Source organism: Bordetella hinzii LMG 13501, from assembly GCF_001548475.1.
Lineage (GTDB): Bacteria > Pseudomonadota > Gammaproteobacteria > Burkholderiales > Burkholderiaceae_B > Bordetella > Bordetella hinzii.
Genome location: NZ_LRUJ01000054.1, coordinates 1 through 18,883, shown reverse-complemented (window position 1 = coordinate 18,883; position 18,883 = coordinate 1). Strand labels below are relative to the sequence as shown.

General features: G+C 63.2%; 16 protein-coding genes and 3 tRNA genes. 2 read left to right on the top strand and 17 right to left on the bottom strand.

The genetic code is table 11. From position 1 onward, the window contains the following. Nucleotides 1–56: 56 nt before the first annotated feature. The 9 genes from AXA74_RS22305 to AXA74_RS24030 form a co-directional block, all read right to left on the bottom strand. Nucleotides 57–131, bottom strand: a tRNA-Thr gene (locus tag AXA74_RS22305). 4 nt (nt 132–135) lie between these two features. Continuing rightward, a tRNA-Gly gene (locus tag AXA74_RS22300) sits at nt 136–209 on the bottom strand. A gap of 117 nt (nt 210–326) precedes the next feature. Beyond that, nucleotides 327–413: transfer RNA gene (locus AXA74_RS22295), tRNA-Tyr, on the bottom strand. Between the two features lie 84 nt (nt 414–497). Further along, nucleotides 498–1,505, bottom strand: coding sequence for an asparaginase (locus AXA74_RS22290; protein WP_029577879.1), 1,008 nt, complete (start codon nt 1,503–1,505; stop codon nt 498–500). Continuing rightward, nucleotides 1,498–2,406, bottom strand: a complete 909-nt coding sequence (locus AXA74_RS22285; protein ID WP_032972805.1) for a ParB/RepB/Spo0J family partition protein — start codon at nt 2,404–2,406, stop codon at nt 1,498–1,500. The genes AXA74_RS22290 and AXA74_RS22285 overlap by 8 nt, the downstream gene beginning before the upstream one ends. Nucleotides 2,407–2,492: 86 nt before the next feature. Beyond that, entirely contained in the window at nt 2,493–3,287 is a 795-nt protein-coding gene (locus tag AXA74_RS22280; protein ID WP_029577881.1) for a ParA family protein, read from the bottom strand. Beyond that, a complete protein-coding gene (gene rsmG / locus AXA74_RS22275) occupies nt 3,284–3,955 on the bottom strand; it encodes a 16S rRNA (guanine(527)-N(7))-methyltransferase RsmG (RefSeq protein WP_029577882.1) in 672 nt (223 codons plus the stop codon). The genes AXA74_RS22280 and rsmG overlap by 4 nt, the downstream gene beginning before the upstream one ends. Then, on the bottom strand, nt 3,952–5,871 hold the full coding sequence (gene mnmG, locus AXA74_RS22270) for a tRNA uridine-5-carboxymethylaminomethyl(34) synthesis enzyme MnmG (protein ID WP_032978999.1): 1,920 nt from the start codon (nt 5,869–5,871) through the stop codon (nt 3,952–3,954). The genes rsmG and mnmG overlap by 4 nt, the downstream gene beginning before the upstream one ends. A gap of 1,054 nt (nt 5,872–6,925) precedes the next feature. After that, the gene (locus AXA74_RS24030; protein WP_029577884.1) at nt 6,926–7,132 is read right to left on the bottom strand and encodes a cold-shock protein; all 207 of its coding nucleotides are present in this window, start codon (nt 7,130–7,132) and stop codon (nt 6,926–6,928) included. Nucleotides 7,133–7,495: 363 nt separating this feature from the next. Here AXA74_RS24030 and AXA74_RS22265 point away from each other — a divergent pair, with 363 nt between their 5' ends. Continuing rightward, the gene (locus AXA74_RS22265; protein WP_029577885.1) at nt 7,496–8,662 is read left to right on the top strand and encodes a pyridoxal phosphate-dependent aminotransferase; all 1,167 of its coding nucleotides are present in this window, start codon (nt 7,496–7,498) and stop codon (nt 8,660–8,662) included. A 43-nt stretch (nt 8,663–8,705) separates the two neighbouring features. Here AXA74_RS22265 and AXA74_RS22260 read toward each other — a convergent pair whose 3' ends face one another. Then, complete coding sequence (locus AXA74_RS22260; RefSeq protein ID WP_029577886.1) at nt 8,706–9,701, bottom strand: Bug family tripartite tricarboxylate transporter substrate binding protein; 996 nt, start codon at nt 9,699–9,701, stop codon at nt 8,706–8,708. A gap of 30 nt (nt 9,702–9,731) precedes the next feature. Beyond that, complete coding sequence (locus AXA74_RS22255; RefSeq protein ID WP_157736122.1) at nt 9,732–10,466, bottom strand: RraA family protein; 735 nt, start codon at nt 10,464–10,466, stop codon at nt 9,732–9,734. 141 nt (nt 10,467–10,607) lie between these two features. On the opposite strand from AXA74_RS22255, the gene AXA74_RS22250 reads away from it, so the two are divergent. Beyond that, nucleotides 10,608–11,513, top strand: coding sequence for a LysR family transcriptional regulator (locus AXA74_RS22250; protein ID WP_126623640.1), 906 nt, complete (start codon nt 10,608–10,610; stop codon nt 11,511–11,513). A 128-nt stretch (nt 11,514–11,641) separates the two neighbouring features. On the opposite strand, the gene AXA74_RS22245 is transcribed toward AXA74_RS22250, so the two are convergent. The 6 genes from AXA74_RS22245 to AXA74_RS22220 form a co-directional block, all read right to left on the bottom strand. Continuing rightward, nucleotides 11,642–13,156, bottom strand: coding sequence for a tripartite tricarboxylate transporter permease (locus tag AXA74_RS22245; protein ID WP_029577889.1), 1,515 nt, complete (start codon nt 13,154–13,156; stop codon nt 11,642–11,644). Then, nucleotides 13,153–13,590, bottom strand: a complete 438-nt coding sequence (locus AXA74_RS22240) for a tripartite tricarboxylate transporter TctB family protein (protein WP_029577890.1) — start codon at nt 13,588–13,590, stop codon at nt 13,153–13,155. The genes AXA74_RS22245 and AXA74_RS22240 overlap by 4 nt, the downstream gene beginning before the upstream one ends. 60 nt (nt 13,591–13,650) lie before the next feature. Beyond that, nucleotides 13,651–14,652 carry a Bug family tripartite tricarboxylate transporter substrate binding protein gene (locus AXA74_RS22235; RefSeq protein ID WP_029577891.1) on the bottom strand — a complete coding sequence of 334 codons (1,002 nt, stop codon included), beginning with the start codon at nt 14,650–14,652 and terminating at the stop codon, nt 13,651–13,653. 90 nt (nt 14,653–14,742) lie between these two features. After that, a complete protein-coding gene (locus tag AXA74_RS22230) occupies nt 14,743–16,179 on the bottom strand; it encodes a sensor histidine kinase (RefSeq protein WP_032955809.1) in 1,437 nt (478 codons plus the stop codon). A 7-nt stretch (nt 16,180–16,186) separates the two neighbouring features. Continuing rightward, nucleotides 16,187–16,867: a response regulator gene (locus AXA74_RS22225; RefSeq protein ID WP_029577893.1), complete on the bottom strand. Its 681-nt coding sequence runs from the start codon at nt 16,865–16,867 to the stop codon at nt 16,187–16,189. A gap of 563 nt (nt 16,868–17,430) precedes the next feature. Continuing rightward, a partial coding sequence (locus tag AXA74_RS22220) for a phosphate acyltransferase (protein WP_248845117.1) occupies nt 17,431–18,883 on the bottom strand: 1,453 nt, incomplete at its 5' end.

The window sequence follows — 18,883 nt, the reverse complement described above, 5'->3', positions numbered from 1 at the left end:
GGCTGACTCCTGGACCTGGATTGAAGCTTCTGACTGAAGAAAAGATTAGAGAATTCTGGTGCCCATGACGCGGATCGAACGCGTGACCTCTCCCTTACCAAGGGAGTGCTCTACCACTGAGCCACATGGGCATTTTGGAGCGGGTGAAGGGAATCGAACCCTCGTCGTAAGCTTGGAAGGCTTCTGCTCTACCATTGAGCTACACCCGCGGCTACCCTTTCACCTTGCTTCACTACCACTTCGCGTGTGGTTCGCAGCACCGAGACATGACTGCCTCAGATGCAAATCCAGGCCAATACCGCGCCTGGATTTGAAATGGTTTCTCTTGGTGGAGGAGGTTGGATTCGAACCAACGTAGGCGCAAGGCCAACAGATTTACAGTCTGCCCCCTTTAACCACTCGGGCACCCCTCCTGAGAGAAACGAGATTATGAACACATTTATTATCGGTGTCAAACCGGGCCAGGCGGCCCGGCGCAATCCCGTTTCCGCGGGGGATCAATAGTGGTTAAAAAGCTGCTGCAGCGCGGCCGGGTCGTGGGAATGCATCAGCCCCAGCGTGAGCAGGATGCGCGCTTTCTGCGGATTGAGTTCGCCGGCGGCGATGGTGCCATGGCCATCGTCGTCGACTTCGATGTTGCGCGTTACGCGGCCTGAGCCGGTGCGTGTGGCGCGCACCACGATCACACCATGCGAGACGGCACGGTCCAGCGCCATGATGGCGTCGGCCGTGGCGTTGCCATCGCCGACTCCCGCCAGCACGATGCCCTGGGCGTAGCTCGCCATGAAGTCGATGAGCTTGCCATCCATGTCCACGCAGGCATAGGCGATCTCCACGCGGGGCCAGTTGCGCGCCGGGGGCAGCGGCAGGCTGAAGACCTGCTTGGCCGCGGCGCTGGCGATATCGGCCGACCCGTAGAAGCCGACCTGGCTGCCACGCACCCACCCTGCCCGGCCGCTGTTGGGCGAGGCGAAGGCGTCCACGCCGCCGCAGGACATCTTCTGTACCGCGCGCGCATAGTGGATATCGTCGTTCATGGTGACCAGAGGCCCGCGGCCGCGGCTCTGGGCATGCGCGGCAATGGTCACCGCATTGAGCAGGTTGCGCGGGCCGTCGGCGCTCAGGGCCGTGGCCGGGCGCATTGCGCCGACCAGCACCACCGGCTTGTCGAAGGGCAACACCAGGCTCAGGAAATACGCGGTCTCTTCAAGCGTATCCGTGCCGTGGGTAATGACCACTCCGTGGACACTTGGGTCGGCGCAGAGTTCGGCCACACGGGCGGCGAGCGCACGCCACACGTCATAGGTCATGTTCTGGCTGCCGACATTGGCCAGTTGCTCGGGCAGCACATGGGCCACGCGCTGCAGGCCTGGCACGGCCTGCAGCAAGGCTTCGGCGCTTACGCTGCCGGCACGATAGGACGCGCTGTCGGCGCTGTCCTGGACACCGGCAATCGTGCCACCCGTGGCCAGCAGCGCGACGCGCGGCAGCGCGCGCTCAGGCATCGATCACTCCCGCCAGGCCTTGGCGCTCCAGCAGGGAGTTCAGATGTTCCCAGCCATGGAAATCAATCATGATCTGGCCTTTTTCGCGCGCGCCTATCTTCAGCGTCACGCGCGTGCCGAGATGATCGGAGAGCGCTTCTTCGAGACGGGCGACATCGCGCGACGCGCCCACGCTTTTCTTCTTGGGCGAGGCTTCGGCGTCCTTTACGGTCTTGGCCACCAGCTTCTCGGCCTCGCGCACGGACAGGCGGCGGGCGATGATGAGGTTGGCCAGCTGGATCTGCATGGCGGCATCGACGGCCAGCAGGGCCCGGGCATGGCCCATGTCGATATCGCCGGCCAGCAGCATGGTCTGCACGGGCGCGGCCAGGTTGAGCAGGCGCAGCAGATTGCTGGTCGCCGAACGCGAGCGGCCGATAGCCTGGGCAGCCTGCTCGTGGGTCAGGCCGAACTCATCGAGCAGGCGGCGCACGCCATGCGCTTCTTCGAGCGGATTGAGATCTTCGCGCTGGATGTTCTCGATCAGCGCCATGATGGCCGCGTTTTCGTCGGCCACCTCGCGCACCAGCACCGGCACTTCCTTCAGGCCGGCCAGCTGGGCGGCGCGGAAGCGGCGCTCGCCGGCGATGATTTCGTACACGCCGGCGCTGCCGCCGGCCAGCTCGCGCACCAGGATGGGCTGCATGATGCCCTGGGTGCGGATGGACTCGGCCAGCTCGTTCAGGGCGCCCTCGTCCATGCGGGTGCGCGGCTGGTACTTGCCGGCGCGCAGCTTGTCGATATCCAGCACGGTCGGGGGGCCTTCGGGGCGCGCCTTGCCGATGTTGTCGATCACCGGGGCGTCCGCCCCGAGCAAGGCATCCAGCCCTCGGCCCAGGCCCTTGGGTTTCTTGGTAGCCATCTTATGAGTCCTCTTTCTTCAACGCAGCAAGATGCATTGTCTTGAATCGTGTGGCGGCGCAGCCCCGGGGGGCCCGGCGCCGCTTACTACATCGCCTTTACGCGCTCTATCATTTCGGCGCCGAAGGAGATATAGGCTTGCGCTCCACGCGAAGCGCGGTCATACACCACGCCCGGCATGCCATAGCTGGGCGCTTCGGCCAGCCGCACATTGCGCGGCACGACCGTGTTGAACACTTTGTCGCCGAAGTGGGCCTCCAGCTGGGCCGACACCTGTTGCTGCAGCGTCATGCGCGGATCGAACATCACACGCAGAAGGCCGATGACGCGCAGATCGTTGTTGATATTGCGATGCACGCGCTTGATGGTGTTGACCAGGTCGGACAGGCCTTCCAGGGCAAAGTACTCGCACTGCATGGGAATAATCACCCCGTGCGCCGCTGCGAGCCCGTTAAGGGTCAAAAGCGACAAGGTCGGGGGGCAATCGATCAGCACGAAATCATACTGGCCGGCGATGCGTTCGATGGCGAGCTTGAGCTGGCGCTCGCGCTCTTCCATTTGCACCAAGTCGATTTCCGCGCCGGAAAGCTCGCGGTTGGCGGGCAGCACATCATAGCCGCCGGACTCGGAACGCACGCGCGCGTCCTCAATGCTCGCCTCGCCAATCAGGACCTGATAGAGATTGGACTGCAGGGAGTTCTTGTCGATGCCGCTGCCCATCGTCGCATTGCCCTGGGGATCCAGATCGACCAGCAGGACACGTTGTTGATGGGTGGCCAGACCCGCCGCGAGGTTGATCGCCGTCGTGGTCTTGCCCACGCCTCCTTTCTGGTTGGCGATACAAAATACACGGGCGGATTTGGTGGGCGGAATATTGTTCATAGGGTTCCTTGACTGCGGCGCATCCAGATGAGGCAGCGCTCGGCATCGAGTTCTGGCACGTGCAATGACTGAATACGTTCGACCTGCCAGGCGGCCGGCAATGCTTCGATTTCCTCGCCGGGGACCTTGCCCTTCATGGCGACGAGGGTACCATCCGGACGGACGTGGCGGCCGGCCCAATTCGCGAAATCCTGCAACGATGCAAAGGCGCGAGAGATCACGACATCACAGTCCGCGGGCGCCACACGCTCGATGCGCGCGTGCATGGCGTGCAGATTGGGCAACATGAGCGCGCCGGCCATCTGTTGCACGAAGGCCGTCTTTTTCTCCACCGCGTCCACGCAGGTGATGTCCCAGTCCGGCTGCATGATGGCCAGGACCACGCCAGGCAGCCCTCCACCCGACCCGACGTCGTAGATCTTGGCCGGGCGGCCCTGCAGGGACTGGGCCAAGGGTTCCACGACGGACAAGCTGTCGAACAGATGCTGGATCAGCATCTGTTCCGGGTCGCGTATGGCGGTGAGGTTGTAGGTGCGGTTCCAGCGCTGCATCTGCGCCATGTAGCGCAGCAGTTTTTCCTGCTGGTCGGGGCTGGCCGACAGCTGCAATGCCTGGCATGCCTGCTCCAGCCGCTGGGAGGCGGCAATGTCTTCGGGCAAGGTGCTCATGCGGCCTGCTTGCGCGAGCCGTAATGCAGGCGCTTCAAGTGGATGAGCAGCAGCGAGATCGCCGCCGGCGTCACGCCCGAGATGCGCGCGGCCTGACCCACGGTCTCGGGCCGATGGGTCTTGAGCTTCTGGCGGACTTCAAACGACAGGCTGGTGACCGTGTCGTAGTCAATGTCGGCCGGGATGGGCTGTTGTTCGTGCGCGGAATGCTTTTGCACCTCGTCGCGCTGGCGCGCGATATAGCCGGCGTACTTGATCTGGATCTCGACCTGTTCGGCGAGGACGGCATCCCCCAGGACGCCCGGTCCCGCAAGCAGCCGCCCTTGGCCATCGCGGGCCTGCATCAAGGCTGCATAGCTGAGGTTGGGACGCTTGAGCAGGTCGGCCAGTGAATACTCGCGCTCGATGGCCTTACCCAGCAGGGCCTGCGCCGCTTCCTCGGGCAACAGCCGCGGATTGACCCAGGTCGATTGCAGGCGCTGCACTTCGGCTTCGACTGCATCCCGCTTGCGGTTGAAGGCATCCCAGCGCGCATCATCGACCAGGCCCAGCTTGCGGCCGATTTCGGTCAGGCGCAGGTCGGCATTGTCTTCGCGCAGGCTCAGGCGGTACTCGGCCCGCGAGGTGAACATGCGATAGGGCTCGGTCACGCCCCGGGTCACGAGGTCGTCGACCAGCACGCCGAGGTAGGCCTCGTCGCGCCGCGGCACCCAGCTCTCGCGTCCATTGGCGTATAGGGCGGCATTCACGCCCGCCAGCAGACCCTGGGCGGCTGCCTCTTCATAGCCTGTTGTCCCGTTGATCTGCCCTGCGAAGAACAGTCCCGAGATGGCCTTGGTCTCCAGGCTGCTCTTCAATCCACGTGGATCAAAGTAGTCGTACTCGATGGCATAGCCGGGGCGCAGGATATGGGCCTGCTCCAGGCCTGGCAGGGAGTGGATCAGCTCGTATTGCACATCGAAGGGCAAGCTGGTGGACACCCCGTTGGGATAGACCTCATGGGTATCCAGGCCCTCGGGCTCCAGGAATACCTGGTGCGAAGCCTTGTCGGCGAAGCGGTGGATCTTGTCCTCGATGGACGGGCAGTAGCGAGGTCCCACACCCTCGATCACGCCGCTATACATAGGAGAACGGTCCAAGCCCCCGCGAATGATCTCGTGGGTGCGCTCATTGGTGTGCGTGATCCAGCAAGGCAATTGGCGCGGATGCAGGGCAGCCGAACCCATGAAAGAAAAAACGGGCACCGGGTCCAGGTCGCCTGGCTGTTCTTCCAGGACTGCGTAATTGATGGTCCGGCCATCGATGCGCGGCGGCGTGCCGGTCTTCAGGCGGCCTTGTGGCAGCTTGAGTTCCTTCAGGCGCTGGCCCAGGGATATGGCGGGCGGATCCCCTGCCCTGCCCCCGGAATAATTCTGCAGTCCCACGTGGATCAGGCCGTTGAGAAAAGTACCCGCGGTCAATACAACCGCGCGGGCACGGAACTTCAGACCAATCTGCGTGACGGCGCCGACGACCTTGTCGCCTTCAACCATCAGGTCTTCAACCGCTTGTTGGAACAACCAGAGATTGGGCTGGTTTTCGAGCCGATGCCGGATCGCCTTGCGGTACAGCACCCGGTCGGCCTGGGCGCGGGTGGCGCGTACGGCTGGGCCTTTCGATCCGTTGAGAATACGGAACTGGATACCCGCTTCGTCGGTTGCGATCGCCATCGCGCCGCCCAGGGCGTCCACCTCTTTGACCAAGTGCCCCTTGCCTATCCCCCCAATGGAGGGGTTGCAGGACATCTGGCCTAGGGTCTCGATATTGTGCGTCAGCAGCAGGGTCTGGGCGCCTGTGCGGGCAGCTGCCAACGCCGCCTCGGTGCCGGCGTGGCCGCCACCGACGACGATGACGTCAAATTCGCGGGGGTAATCCATGGTGTGGGGGGAGAGCAAGAATGGGCTTTCTAAGAGGCATTATAGAGTCAGCCCCCCTGATGTTTCACGTGAAACATCGTAAGCCCGGCAAATCCGTGGGGTGATAGGTACGAAATCGAGGCCGATCGCCGAACCACTGGATGGATACTCAGCTCCGGAAGATGTCGTGCAAAGCCGCCTGTTTCACGTGGAACATCGGCCGGGTGATCGTTGTTTCACGTGGAACAGGCCACCAGCGAGCCGGTAAAAAGGATGTTTCACGTGAAACATGAGCCAACAAAAAGCTGAAACCGCCCTACCCGCGGAGAGGACAGCGGACAGACACCCGCCATGGAACGGCGGATAAGTATTTGAACCCTCGGCCGCGCGATAGTTCCACACCCGCACAAAGAAAGCTATTGCGTCAATAGTGTCCGTCTTTTCCACAGACTTGTTCAGGAGTAAGGGCGCGCGCACAAGTCTGTTGATAAACCCTGGCTTGCAGGAACGATGACAATTTCGCCACGGCCGGGCATTAATCCCCAAAACTATCCACAAGCCCGACCTATAAACAGGCTGACCGAAGGTCGGCGCTTTGTGATGTCCAGTGGGGATATCTTTGTGAAAAACCGGCCGCGGCCGCCGGTGGAAAACTCAGCCCGCGCGCGCCCGGCGACACGACAGTTATTCAGCGGATTTCCGGCTCAGGTGCAGGACCTTATTCGTAATTCCGTGATAATGCTCGGTTTTTTTGACCGGCCACGGGACGAGCGCAAGGATTGAGCAGCATTGGACAGTCTCTCATCCTGGGTAAAACAATGTGGAAATCCGGGTCCGACTTTTGTGCAAAACCACGACCCCTCGCCTCGGCGGCTGCTCTCGGACGGGCCAAAAAAGAGCTCGTCCCGGATTTTTATCCACAAAGTTATCCAGAGGTGGTGCGCGGCATGCCGCCGCGCCCTCTTCTTTGCGTTAGTGTGCACTAACAAGAAATGACAACGCCCCAGACTTTGGGTCTTGGGGCGTTGCGCCAGGGGGTTAGGCCTGGCGTAGCGGGAAAAAGGGATTTCCCGACTTAGAGCGGGCGAATTTCGGCCGCTTGAGGTCCTTTCGGACCATCCTTGACTTCGAATTCGACTTCCTGGCCTTCGTTGAGGCTGCGGTAGCCCCGGCCTTGGATCGCGGAGAAGTGCGCGAACACATCAGTACCACCGCCGTCCGGCGTAATGAAACCGTAACCCTTATCGGCGTTGAACCACTTAACTTTGCCCTTTTGAGCCATTTTTATAGCGTCCTGGAAAAAAAACGAATTGCAAGTGAATCAAGGACGCTGACACCAACTTATCGTACAACGGTGACCGCCGTACGTTTCGTTTGTCGCTTGCCGACAATGGCATTAACCGGGCTTGCGCACTGCTTGAATCAACTGCAGGGCCAGCATACTCATCTGGAGTTGGGCAGACATATTGTTGTTTACCCGTATGTGGCTTTTTTTCACTTGTCTCACAAGTGAGATCCTTATCAGACCATAGCTTTGTTGCAGCGGCTCCCGGGCATGAGCACATATCTGCCCGTGCTTTAAAGTTTTGGGATACTTACATCCCAACCAGACGCCGATTCAACGTCCCCCTACCCTTCCATAGCCATGATCCGCTCCAAGCTGCCCGATGTCGGGACCACCATTTTCACTGTCATGAGCCGCCTGGCCATCGAGCACCAGGCCATCAACCTCGGGCAGGGCTTCCCTGACTTCGATCCCGACCCCAAGCTGCGTGAGCTCGTCACCAAGGCCATGGACGCGGGACACAATCAATATCCCTATATGCCTGGCGTGGCGCCGCTACGCGCGGCCATCGCCGACAAAGTGGCCTCGCTCTATGGCCATCGCTATGATCCCGAGACCGAGATCACTGTCACCAGCGGCGCCACCGAAGCACTGATGGCCACGGTGCTGGCCGCCGTGAACAGCGGCGATGAGGTCGTGGTCATCGAACCCTGCTACGACTCCTATCTGCCGGCAATCCGGCTGGCCGGCGGCACCGCCGTGCCCGTGCCCATGCGCGCGCCCACCCTGGATGATCCGTATTACCGTGTGGACTGGCAGCGTGTGCGCGACGCCATCACGCCGCGCACGCGGCTGCTGATGTTGAACTTCCCGCACAATCCGACCGGCGCCATCCTGGACGACAGCGATCTGGATGCCCTCGAAGCCATCGTGCGCGATACCGGCATCCTGCTGCTGGCCGATGAAGTCTATGAACACATCGTGTTCGATGGCAAACCGCATGCCAGCATCGCGCGCCGTCCGCTGCTGGCCGACCATGCTTTCGTGATTTCCTCGTTCGGCAAGACTTATCACACCACCGGCTGGAAGATCGGCTATTGCTGCGCCCCGCGCCAGCTGAGCGCCGAGTTGCGCAAGGTGCATCAGTTCATGGTGTTCACCGTGTCCTCGCCCATGCAGTTCGCATTGGCCGAATACATGGCCGATCCCCGCCCCTACCTGGAGCTGCCCGCCTTCTATGAGGCCAAGCGCAACCGCCTTGCCGAAGGCCTGGCGGGCACGCGCTTCCGCGCCCTGCCCAGCCCCGGCACCTTCTTCATGCTGGCCGACTACAGCGGGATTTCCAAAGAAAAAGAAGGCGACTTCGCCCAGCGGCTGACCATCGAACACGGCGTGACCGTGATCCCGGTCTCGGCCTTCTATCGCGACCCGCAGGCCGACAGCTCCAACCATCGCATCGTGCGCTTCTGCTTCGCCAAGAAGGACGCCACCCTGGACGCCGCCATCGAGCGCCTGACCAAGGTTTAAGGACCCCGGGCAGGATGAGTTTGCGCGTCCTGCCCGCAGCCGGCTAGAGCGGTTCTATCCCCGCCGCCGCGATGGCGCGGCCCCACTGTTCGTATTCGCGGTCCACGAAGCGCGCAAACTCCGTCGGGCTGCCTTCCAGCGGCGTAAAGCCCAATTGCCCGATCCGCTGGCGTACCGGCGCGGAGGCGAAATACCGGGACACCACCTGGTTGACGCGCTCGACGACCACCGGCGACATGCCGCTCGGCCCTGACAATCCGACCCAGGCGGCGAGGTCGTAGCCGGGCAGTCCCTGCTCCTGCAGCGTTGGGACCTGCGGCATGAGGCTAGAGCGCGCCTGGGTGGATATGCCCAGCGCCCGCAGTTTGCCGGAGGCCACGAAAGGCTGCGACACCGACAGGTCCGCAAACATGAAATCGACCCGTCCGCCCATCAGGTCCGCCAAGGCTTGCGGCTGCCCCCGGTAAGGGATGCCGCGCAGTTCCGGAAAGCCGCCGGCGCGATTGAAAGCCCCGCCCATGACTTGGCTGGTGGCCTGTCCATAGGCATAGGCCAGCCCGGCGGGATTCTTGCGCGCCGCATCGAGCAGCTCGGCGAGGCTATGCCAGGCGGAATCCGCGTTGACCAGCAGCAGCGACGGCGCGCGCACCAGGGGCACGATGTGCGTGAAATCATCACGATAGTGATACTTCCGCTCCTTGAACAGCCAGGGATTCGATGAGTTCAAGCCGCTGAAACTGACAATCAGCGTGTGGTCGTCGCCCTGCCTGGACTTGAGCGCCTGCACGCCGATGATGCCCTGCGCGCCGGGCTTGTTGTCGATGATCACGGCCTGCTTGAGCGCGGCGCTCAGGCCTTCGGCCGCGATACGGGCCAAGGTATCCGTGGCCGAGCCGGCCGGATTGGCCACGATGATCGTGAGCGGTCTGCTGGGCCAGGCGCGCGCCGTCGATTCGGCGAACACGCTTGCGCCCGGCCATGCCGCCATGATGCCCAGCGCGAAAATCATGCGCCGCCTGATGCGGTGATGGTGGTTCATTCCTAGTCTCCTCGCTCCGATCCTCGCCGCTCAGGCCTTGCGGTAAAGCGCATCCAGAAAATCCTGCATGGTGCTGCCGCCGCATTCGGTGAGCCGGGCTATGCGCGCTTCATAGGCCGCGATTTCCTCGCAACGCGCGACGACCTTTTCCACCCAGGCGCGCGGCACGAAGCAGATGCCGGTTTCATCGGCGACCACGAGGTCCCCAGCCTCGACCTGGCAGCCCTGGATCTGGATCGCGCCATTGACCTCCACGGTCGTGCAGCGCCATTTTCCCGTCAGTGGCGTCACGTCGCGCGACCAGACCGGAAAGGCAATGCTGCGCGAATGCCCGATGTCGCGCACGCCGCCGTCCACGATGGCGGCCGCCAATCCCTGGTGCTTGGCGATGCTGGCCATCAGACCGCCCATGTTCGAGACACCTGGCAATCCCTGGATCACCAGAACCTGGCCCGGTTCTGCCTGATTGATGCCTTCGATCTCGGCCATCTTCCAGTCGCGCCGCGTGACGTTGATATGCGCGCTCACGTTCTGCGGGACATTGCGCAGGGTGACGGCCGTGCCGATGACCGTGGCGTCCAGCGTGCCTTTCAACGCCGAGGCGGCCACCGTGCCCTCGAGGCCGAATTCGTCGAGCACATCCGACACCAGGCTGGAGAGATCATCCAGCCGCCGCAGGCGCTCTATCAGCCCGGCATCGATCTGGCCAGGTTGGTCGCGCAGCCTGTCGGCCGGCACGCGACCCGTCATTGTCTTGATTGTCATCGTTTTCCTCGTTCTTCCATGTGTTCCGCCCGTAAGGGGTAGCTGAAATGATAGGAAGCGCAAGTCCATAAGCCCTTTGATTCAGCTATAACAGGTATTGGATATTCCTATGGCTCAACGAACCGAAAAGGCTTGCATTGCGTGCTGAAAAATGTCGATCTCAAACACCTCTCCTGCTTTCTCAGCGCGGTGGAAAGCAGCTCTTTTTCCCATGCGGCGCTGATCCAGGATCTCTCCCAGCCTAGTCTTTCGACCCGCATCAAACAGCTCGAAGAGGCTGTCGGCGCGACGCTGTTTCATCGCCATGGACGCGGCACCCAGCCCACGCCGGCCGCGCGCGCCCTGTATGAACGGATCCATCCTCTGGTGGCCCAGTTGCAGGCCGCCCTGGTGGAAGCCTCGGCCATCGACTCCATGTACCAGGGCGAAGTGGTGGTCGGCATTGTTCCCACGGTTGCCGGCAGGCTGTCGGTCAAGCTGGCCGCGGGCGCGCGCAAGAAAATGAAAGTGCGCGTGGTGGAGAGCTTCAGCGGCCACCTGCAGGAATGGCTATTGCGGGGCGATATCGATATCGCGGTCTGCACGGCGATGCCCAGGCGCCGCGGCATGACACAGACCCTCATCCGGGCAGAGCCCTTACAACTCGTCGGCCCCGCCGGCAGCGGCCCCATCCGCGACGAAGTCCGCTTCAAGTCGCTGCAGGGCGTGCCCTTGATCCTGGGCAGCCCCCAGCACGCCATCCGCCAAATCCTGGACCAGACGGCCAGGCGCTTGGGCGTGACGCTGAGTGTCCAGCACGAAGTCGATAACTTCGAGGCGCAGCTGCGTTTCGTCAGGCAGGGACTGGGCTATGCCATCCTGTCCGAAGGCGCACTGGCAGGCAGCCCGCCGTCGAACGACCTGCGCATGTGCCGCATCATCGAACCACAGATCCAGCGCCATCTCGTGGTGGCGACCTATCCCAAGAACGAAGCCGCGAAACCCGCGGTGAAAAGCGTCGCGGCACAGATCGCCCGGCTGCTCAGAACCGGCGACAGAAATCGTTGACGCCCCCGCCAAGGCAGTCCGCATGCGTCTCTGCCCAAGGAGCGGAAACAAAAACGGGCTTCCCCGTATGTCTGGGGAAGCCCGTTTGCATCACGCTTTGGCGTGGCCGGCCAAGCCGGCCTGGCCGTCTACGCCGCCTGATGTTTACGGCGCAGATAACGCAGCGATTGCGGCACGACCACCACCGCCAGCGCGGCGATCCACAGCCCCACCGAGACGCCGCTCTGGAACAGCACGCTGATCTCGCCATTGGTGATGGACAGGGCGCGGCGCAGGTTCTGCTCCATCATGTCGCCGAGCACCACGCCGAGCACCAGCGGCGCCATGGGCACGCCGAACTTGCGCAGGAAGTAGCCTATCGTGCCGATCACCACGACCATCACGAGGTCAAAGCTGCCGGCGTTGATCGCATAGACGCCGATGTAGCTGATGCACAGAATGCCGGGCACCATCAGCCAGGCAGGCACCGACAGCACTTTGGAGAACACCCGCACCATGGGCACGTTCATCACGAAAAGCAGCACGTTGGCGATAAACAGCGAGGCGATCAGGCCCCACACCAGCTCCGGCTTGCTTTCGAACAGCACCGGGCCCGGCGTGATGTTGTAGAGCGTCAGCGCCCCCATCATCACGGCCGTGGTGCCCGAGCCCGGTACGCCCAGGGTCAGCATGGGCACGAAGGAACCGACCGCCGAGGCCGTGGCGGCCGCTTCCGGCGCCACCAACCCGCGCATATCGCCCTTGCCGAACTTGGCATTGGGATCCTTGCCTTCGATGATGCGCTTTTCTTGCGAATAGGCCACGGCCGCCGCCACGCTGGCGCCCGCGCCCGGCAACACGCCCACGCCGAAACCCACTAGCGCGCTGCGCACCACGCTCCACCAGGTAAAGGCCAGTTCTTTCAGGTTGAAAAGCTTGCGTCCGCTGGGCTTGACCTCGACGCTTTGTCCGCCGATGACTTTTTCGAGCATCTCCAGCATTTCGGCCACGGCAAACAAGGCGATGACCACCACCACGAAGTCAATGCCGTCGGCCAGGTGCACCGACTCGAAGGTATAGCGGTAGACGCCCGAGTTGGAATCCACGCCGATGACCGAAATGCCCAGGCCTATCATGGCCGCCAGCACGCCCTTGACCGGCTGTTTGCCCAGCAGGCTGGTCAGGCAGCAGAACGCGAAGACCATCAGCACGAAATACTCGGCCGGTCCGAAGGCCAGCGCCCATCGGGCCAGCGTGGGGGCCAGCAGGATGATGCCGCTGACCGACACGATGGCGCCGAAGAAGGCCGACCAGGCCGACAGTGACAAGGCCACATTGGCCATGCCCTGGCGCGCCAGGGGATAGCCGTCCAGCGTCGTCATGATGGCGCTGGCCTCCCCTGGCACGTTCAGCAGGATGGAGGTGATGCGCCCGCCATACTCGGCGCCCACATAGACCGCGGCCAGCAGGATGAGCGCCGTTTCCGGCGGCAGGTTCATGGCGAAGGCGATGGGGATGAGCATGGCCACGCCGTTGATGGGACCCAGCCCGGGCAGCACGCCCACCATGGTGCCGAAGAAAGAGCCGATGGCCGCCACGAGCACGTTGGTGAGCGAAAACGCCACGCCAAAACCCATGGACAAATGATCGAGAACGCCGCTCATATCAGACCCTCCAGCAGGCCGCCCGGCAGTACGACATCCAGGACCTTGTCGAACAACAGAAAGAAAAGCAGGCCCATCACCAGGCCGCCCGCGGCCGCCTTGGCCCACGAGCCGCCGAACAGGCGGCCGACGGCCACGGTCATGATGGTCGTGGCGATGATGAAACCAAGCCACTGGAAGAGAAAGGCATAGGCCGCCGCGAACAGCACCATCAGCGCGATGCGCGCATTGGCGCCCGGCGGATTGGGCTCGACGGGATGCCCGCCCTTGATGGCCAGGCGCAGGCCGCACAGGCCGATGATGAGCGCGATCAGCAGCGGAAAGGCGCGCGGGCCCACGGGCTCGTAGGCGAAAGGCGCCTCGATGTCCCAGCCCGCCCACGTCATGAAGGCGGCCAGGACCAGGGCAATAATGCCCAGCAAACGATCGTTCATGATCCGGGATCCAAGCAGGGGAAATGGCAGCGGCGCGCCCAGGGCGCGCGCGCCGTGGAATTACTTCTTGATCAAACCGAAGGAGTCAGCCAGCTCGGTGTATTGCTTGACCTGTTCCTTGACGTAGTCATCAAGCTCCTTGCCCGTCTTGGTGAAGGGGAACAGGCCTTGCTGCTCGCGCAGCTTGGCGTATTCGGGCGAGGCCATCGCCTTGTTGAAGGCGTCGACCCAGAACTGGTAGTCCTCATCCGATACCTTGGGGCCCACATAGAAACCGCGGATGATGGGCCAGACGATGTCGTAGCCCTGCTCCTTGGCGGTGGGGATGTCGGCCAGCTTGCCCGGCAGGCGTTCGCTGTTGAACACCGCCAGCACGCGGATGGGCGCGCCGCCTTCGAGCATGGTGAAGGCCTCGGCCGCATCTCCCATGTAGGCCTGAATATGGCCGCCGCGCAAGGCCGTCACGGCTTCGCCGCCGCCTTCAAACGCCACGAAGCGCATCTTGCGGAAATCCACCCCGGCGGCCTTGGCGGTCAACGCGGCCTTCATCCAATCCTGGCTGCCCACGGTGCCGCCGGCGCCCAGGACGATCTTGGTCGGGTCCTGCTTGAAGGCCTCCATCAGGCTCTTCAAGTCCTTGTAGGGCGAATCATTGCGCACCACGGCAACGCCATAGTCCGAGCCGATACCGGCCAGCCAGCGGACATCGTTGACGTTGTACTTGCCGAACTTGCCCTGGGCCAGGTTGAGCAGCGAACCGCCCGAGAAGGCCACGATGGTGCCCGGCTCCTTGGGATGCTGGGCGACGATGTTGTTGTAGGCCACCGCCCCGATGCCGCCCGGCATGTAGACGATGCGCATGGGCGCCTTCAGGGCGCCGCTTTGCTTCAGGCCTTCGGTGGCCAGGCGGCAGGTAAGGTCAAAGCCGCCGCCAGGCTGGGCCGGCGCGATGCATTCCGGGCGGCGCGGTTCGCCGGCGGCCTGTGCTTGCAGGCTGGCCCCCACGCCGAGGATGCCCAGGGCCGCCAGGGCGCCGATACGGATTTTTTGCAGGATCTGCATGGGATGCGGTCTCCGATTGTTGTTGGACTCTTGGCCGGCATGCCGCCGACAGGAACCGCACCGTACAAAATCCACCCTTTCCGTTTGCTTTCAAACCGGGCCGTTTTTCTGATGCAACGCAGCATTATCGGGAAAACCTAGGGAAAACACCAAGGTTGCGCGCAGGCCCGGTCCGGGTTCGCGATTTTCCAGTTTGAGCGTTCCGCCATGAATGCCGACGATGGTCCCCACGATAGCCAGCCCCAGCCCGGCGCCGGGCTTGTTCTTGCCCGCCGCCCCGCGGCGAAAGCGCACGCTGGCGTGCGCGATATCTTCCATGGACATGCCCGGCCCGGCGTCCTCCACACAGACCCAGGCCTGTCCCTGCCCGCTGCCGACCCGGATGGTGACTTCGCTGCCGGCCGGGCTGTAGCGCAAGGCATTGTCCAGCAGGTTGGACAGGGCTTCGCGAAGCAGCCCTTCGGCAGCCTGGATGCGGACGGGCTCGGCGGGCCGCTCCAGGCCGAAGTCAATGCGCTTCATGCGGATGGCCGGCAACAACGAGCGGCTCACGCTGTCGGCCAGCTCGGCCAGGTCCACGGTCTCCAGCGGCAGGCCGCCCTCGGTCCAGGGGGCGTCCTTGGCGCGGGCCAGGGTCAGCATCTGGTTGGTCGTGCGCACCGCGCGGTCCAGGCCCTCTTTCATGGCGAGCAGGGCGGCATGGATCTCCTGGGGGTCGGTTTCCCGCAAGGCATAGGCCGTTTGCGTGCGCAAAACCGACAGCGGCGTGCGCAACTGATGCGAAGCGTCGTCCAGGAACTGCCGCTGGACCCTCGCCTGGGCCTCAAAACGGCCCGTATGGAGATTTATGGCCTCCAGTAGGGGTAGGACCTCACCCGGGACGTCGGACGCGCTGATGGGGCTTAAATCATCCGCGGAACGGCGCGCGACTTCGTCCCTGAGCCGCTCAAGGGGCCTGAGAGCCATCAGAACGCTCCATATGACCGCCAAAACGCTGATCAGTAGCACGGCGACGTCCCGCTCCACCGAACGCAGCAGCGCCCGATTTAAGAAGTCCTCGCGGGTTTCCAGGCCTTCGGCCACCTGGACGATGACGCGGCCGCCCTGGTTTGCATACAAAGGCGGGTCCATCGGGCGGGCCAGCGCCGCGACCCGCAGCGGCTGGCCATCGTAGCTGGCATAGAAGAACTCCGGTTTTCCGGATTGCAGCGGATGGTCGGGCATGGGCAAGCCCGGATTGCCGATCTCGGCCAGTCCATCTTCGGTGGCCACCCGGTAGTACACGCTGCCATTGGCCGTCAGCTCGAAGAATTCCAGCATGAGGTAGGGCAGCTCCAGACTTAATCCACCGCTCGCTGTGGATATGTTGTGGTCGATGGAACGCAGCGCGCCGGCAAGCGCGCGATCGTAGGCGATATCAACCTGTTCGCGCAGTTGCTGGTTGGACAGCCAAAGGCCGGCGACCAGGATGGTGACCAGCGCGGGAATCAGCCAAAGCAGCAATGTGGCGCGCAATGTGCGCGCCACCGGCGTATCACGAGTTTTCAACAGCCGCCTCCAGGCTGTAGCCCATGCCGCGCATCGTGACGATCTGCACGCCGGTATCGGTCAGTTTCTTGCGCAGGCGGTGAACCAGGACTTCGATGGCTTCGAGGTTGACATCGCTGTCCTCGCCCTGGATGCGGTCCAGGATCTGCTGTTTATTGATGGGTTCGCCGCTGCGCTGGATGAGGACGCGCAGCACCGCGTATTCCTTTGGGGATAACTGCAGGTTCTGTCCGCCGACCGTAAATCGCTGGGCAGAAGTATCCAGCACCAGGTTGCCCAGCGACAGTCGGGGATGCTCCCGTCCACGGCTGCGGCGTATCAAGGCGGTGAGCCGGGCTTCGAGTTCCTCGAGCACGAAAGGTTTGGGCAAAAAATCGTCCGCGCCTTCATGGAGGGTGCCCACTCTTTCGGCCAGCGAGTCCCGCGCGGTCAGCACCAGAACCGGTGTGCGGTCGTCGCGGGCTCGCATTTTGGTGAGCAATGTATGCCCATCCATGCCCGGCAGGCCGAGGTCGAGGATAACGGCATCGAATTCTTCCAGCGCCAGGCGGCGTTCGGCAAGCAGGCCGTTGTCGGCCCAGTCCACGACGAAGCCCGCGTGGCGGGCGAGGCTGCGGGACAGCCAGTGCGCCAGGTCGGCTTCGTCTTCGATCAACAGAATGCGCATGGCGGGGACCCCGTGGGGTGGTGGCGGTGGGAAAGCATGTTTTGGCTTTTCCTTTTTTTTTCTTTATAAAAAGACTAATGATTAATAAGGCCTGTGGATAACTACCTTAACGTTGAAAACCGTATCTTTTTCAACGGCTTGGGCGGATTTTAGGCTGTGCAAGAACTCTGTTTGGCGAGAAAGCCCAAGTTGAACAAGTTTTTGGGCAGAAGCCAAAAGCCCGGCTTGTTCAACTTGGGTGCACACAATGTGCACAAGCGCGCGTCCCAGTAGTTATCCACAGGTCGGATTCCTTGCCAAACCCGTCCGCCCTCCCCCGTTGGCAGCTGAAAAGTCTTCTCCGGGAGCATGAAAATCTGGCCCGGCAAGGGGGAAAACCGGGCTTCAGGAGGGCGTGAAACGCCCGGGGGCGGGCCGCCGCGCGCCCCGCTCGGCGACGTCTGGAAAGTGTCATGGCGCTCAGAAAGTGAGCAGCAGGAAGGCCGTCCGATCTTGGCTTGGGCGCATGGCGCGGACGAAAAAAAGCCGCCCGGTCAGGGCGGCTTGGGACAGGCCGGCGGGTCTCAGCCCGGCCGGTTGGCGTCAATGACCGTGAGTGCCGCCATGTTGACGATGCGGCGCACGGTGGCGCTGGAGGTCAGGATGTTCACCGGCGCATTGGCCCCCAGCAGGAAGGGGCCGACCGCCACATTGCCGCCGGCCGCCGTCTTGAGCAGGTTGTAGGCGATGTTGCCTGCGTCCACGTTGGGGCAGACCAGCAGATTGGCCGCTCCCTTGAGCGTGGAGGACGGCAGGATGCGCAGGCGCAGCGCCTCGTCCAGCGCGCAGTCGCCATGCATTTCGCCGTCGATTTCCAGCTCCGGCGCCTGCTGGCGCACCCGCTCCAGCGCTTCGCGCATCTTGGCGCCGGAAGCCGAACTGCCCGAGCCGAAGTTGGAGCGCGACAGCAGGGCCACTTTGGGCGCCAGGTTCAGGCGCTTCATTTCTTCGGCGCCGGCAATGGTGAATTCGGCGATCTGTTCGGCCGTGGGATCTTCGTTGACATGGGTGTCGACCAGGGCGATGGTGCGTTGATCCAGCAGCAGGATGTTCATCGCCGCATAAGTCTTGGCGCCGGGGCGTTTGCCCAGCACTTCGTCGATGAAGCGCAGGTGGTCGTGATAGGCGCCCACCGCGCCGCAGACCATGCCGTCGGCATCGCCCAGGCGTACCATCATGGCGCCGATCAGCGTCATGCGGCGGCGCATTTCGACGCGCGCCATTTCCTTGGTGATGCCGCGGCGGTTCATCAGCTCCCAGTAGGTGGTCCAGTACTGATGGAAGCGCTCGTCGTATTCGGGGTTGGTGACTTCAACGTCTTCGCCCAGGCGCAGGCGCAAGCCGTATTTCTCGATGCGCGACAACAGCACGGCGGGGCGGCCCACGAGGATGGGTTTGGCGATTTTTTCGTCGACGATGACCTGCACGGCGCGCAGCACGCGCTCGTCTTCGCCCTCGGTGAACACGATGCGGGCCTTGCCCTGGTCGCGCACCACCTGCTTGGCGATGGCGAACAGCGGTTTCATGAAGGCGCCGGAGTGGTAGACGAATTGCTGCAGCTGCTCGACATAGGCGTCGAGGTCGGCGATGGGCCGGGTGGCCACGCCGTCGGCCATGGCCGCGCGCGCCACCGCCGGCGCGATGCGCTCGATCAGGCGGGGATCGAAGGGTTTGGGGATCAGATAGTCCGGGCCGAAGGACAGGTCATATGTGCCATAGGCGGCCGCCACGACTTCGCTCTGCTCTTCCTGGGCCAGCTTGGCGATGGCGTAGACGGCGGCCTTCTCCATCTCGCGGGTGATGGTGGTGGCGCCCACGTCCAGCGCGCCGCGGAAGATATAGGGGAAGCACAGGACGTTGTTGACCTGGTTGGGGTAGTCCGAGCGGCCCGTGGCCATGACGACGTCATCGCGCACCGAGCAGGCCAGCTCGGGCAGGATCTCGGGCGTGGGATTGGCCAGGGCCAGGATGAGGGGG